This window comes from bacterium, from assembly GCA_035703895.1.
GTDB lineage: Bacteria > Sysuimicrobiota > Sysuimicrobiia > Sysuimicrobiales > Segetimicrobiaceae > Segetimicrobium.
The window spans coordinates 1-2,453 of record DASSXJ010000193.1 but is presented as its reverse complement, the minus strand read 5'-3'; the positions used below and the strand labels follow the sequence as shown (position 1 = coordinate 2,453).

General features: G+C 63.4%; 1 protein-coding gene. It reads right to left on the bottom strand.

Features of this window, described 5'->3' with window-relative positions:
- Positions 1-81: 81 nt before the first annotated feature.
- Complete coding sequence (locus VFP86_13335) at positions 82-1,911, bottom strand: reverse transcriptase domain-containing protein (protein ID HET9000622.1); 1,830 nt, start codon at positions 1,909-1,911, stop codon at positions 82-84.
- Positions 1,912-2,453: the final 542 nt, after the last annotated feature.

The following is a 2,453-nucleotide window of genomic DNA, read 5'->3' as shown; positions in this document are numbered from 1 at the left end:
CCGCAGGATAGGCCGCCGGCGAGGTGCCTGCTGAGCAGGCCCTTTTCCGGCGGCCCTCCGCCGAACCGGGCGTGCGGCTTGTCACCGCACCCGGCTCTCTAGTGCCTTGTTCCGCGGGTCATGCCGGGTCGAGCGGCTGATGTGGATGCTCTCGTGGCATGCGAGGCAGACGATCAGGGATTTGCGGCGGCGTTTAGCCATTTGCTCGGCCCAGGGCGATGATCCGCCTTCTGCGGTGTCCGGGAGGTCTGCCAGGCGCCGGATGTGATGCGCCGAGACGCCGTCTCGTGAGCCGCACAGCTCACAGGACCCGGCCAGAAGCCGTCGGACGAGTTCCGAGCGCTGACCTTTGCGGAACACCGCAGGATCGTCGTTGAGGGTGACACCGACACCGAATCTCTTGTGCGCCAGGGAGATCCCGCCCCAGATGGCTTCCAGCGGTTTGCGGCCGCCCTCGCGTTCGACCCTCACCCGCAGCACCTTGCGGGGGCCTTGGGCAGTCTGAAGCGTGGCACGGTACCGGCGGTAGACCTTGGTGACGCTGATCTGGTTCTTATGTCCCAGCGTCTTGGTCAGCGACCGTTCCGTGATGTACTTCAGGCGGGTGAAGCGGTGGCGGTTGTAGGCCAGCTGGTAGTACTCGACGATTCCCCGGTACTCCGCCTGGTAGCGGGCGACGATGTTGAAATCTGTGTCGCCGGTGCGTTCCAGCCGGGGCGCGGGCTTACCGCCGCTCAGGTAGGGCTCGCATGTGCCACGCAAGACCTCGACCGGCACTTTCAGCCCGATCCGGCCGTTGATCGACCGGTGCCCGCGCTTGTCGTGCTTGTGGTCGTCGGCGAGGACCGCGATGTCGTAGCCGAGGAAACGAGCGGATTGCGTCCGCCCGTGGGTGATCAAGGTTTTCGGCTCGGACAGTTCGAGCTTGAGGTGATCGCGCAGGAACGTCCGTATCCTGTCCTTGATCTCTTCGGCTTCCCGCCTGGGCCCGCAGAATCCCAGAATCCAGTCGTCCGCGTAGCGGCAGTAGCGCAGCCTGCGATGGCGCGGGTCGTTCGGGTCGCGCGAGGGCAGGTGCTGCAACTCGCGTCGCAGCGCACGCGCCTGGTCGTCGCGTCCTTCTCGTTCCGCGCTTCTCATGGAGCGCCACGTCCGCATATAGGGAGCGAATGTCTTCCGTTTGCCTCCGCGGTTGTAGGCGGGCAGGAGTTCCGTTTCGATAAACTGGTCGAGCCGGTCCAGGTAGATATTGGCGAGGATGGGGCTCACGATTCCGCCCTGCGGCGAGCCGCTGAGCGTCGCAAAGTGGTGCCACTCTTCCAGGTATCCAGCCTGGAGCAGTCCGTCGATCAGCCGGAGGAACCGGTTGTCGTGAATCTTTTCGGCAAGAATTCCGTGCATGATCGCATGGTCAAGCCGGTCAAAGCACTGGGAGATGTCTCCCTCGACGAACCACACTGTGCCTGCCCAGCCGCGTTGGATTTCCTGCAGCGCGGTGTGACATCCCCGGCGTGGCCGGAAACCGTGTGATCGGGCACTGAACTGAGGTTCGTAATACGCTTCCAGGAGGGAGCGGATCACTTCCTGCAGCAGTTTATCCGACCATGACGGCAGACCTAGCGGGCGCTTCTTCGCCGATCCTTTCTTATTGATGTAGACGCGCCGCGCCGGGGTCCATCGGTAGCGCTCATCCCGCAGCGCCTCGATGATCGCCTGGATCTTCGCCAGGCTCATGCCGTCCACGGTCTCAGCGGTCGTGCCGGGAGTGAGGGCACCGTCGTTGCGGTAGATCTTCCCGTAGGCTCGCAGATACAGTTCCGGGTTGAACAGACAGCGGTACAGACGCACCAGTGGCAGACCTCTCTTGCCTCGTTCGTGGATGATCTCCAGTAGGGCTTCGGCGCTCTGCATTACGCATACCTGACCGTTCCGAAAATCGAAGACACCTGTGCCACTTCGCCCTGCGGACGGCTTTCCCGTCCCCCTTGGCGGGGCGTGACTCCCGCGACTACTATTGGCACTCCGTCACCATAGGGCTCGCGCCCCTTAGGCAATCCCGAATTCCTCTTGCGCTGGACGTATCGAGCGCGACGTAGGCGGCCTTTCCGTCCCCTTGAGTGGACTCTTTGTCCACCGTCCACCGGCCGGAAGGGTTGGGACGACGCGAAGGGAAGTCGTCTGATGCCGATGGCTCTGCTCCGGGCGTTGTGTGTCAGAGAATGCACATTTCCATCCCTGGGGACTGGGCTTCAAACAGCCTGGTCTTCGCCATATCACGCGGGTCTTGCACGGCAACGCCATCAACGCCTCCACAACGTTCCGCGCTTTCCCGCCATGCTGCTTTCCCCTCCCGCTTTCGCGTTCAGGTAGGGCGGGTGACCCAGAGGCATGCTCCTTCCGAACCTCTGCTCCCTGCGGGAGCGATCCAACGCCGAGTTAGACGGCGCAACTTC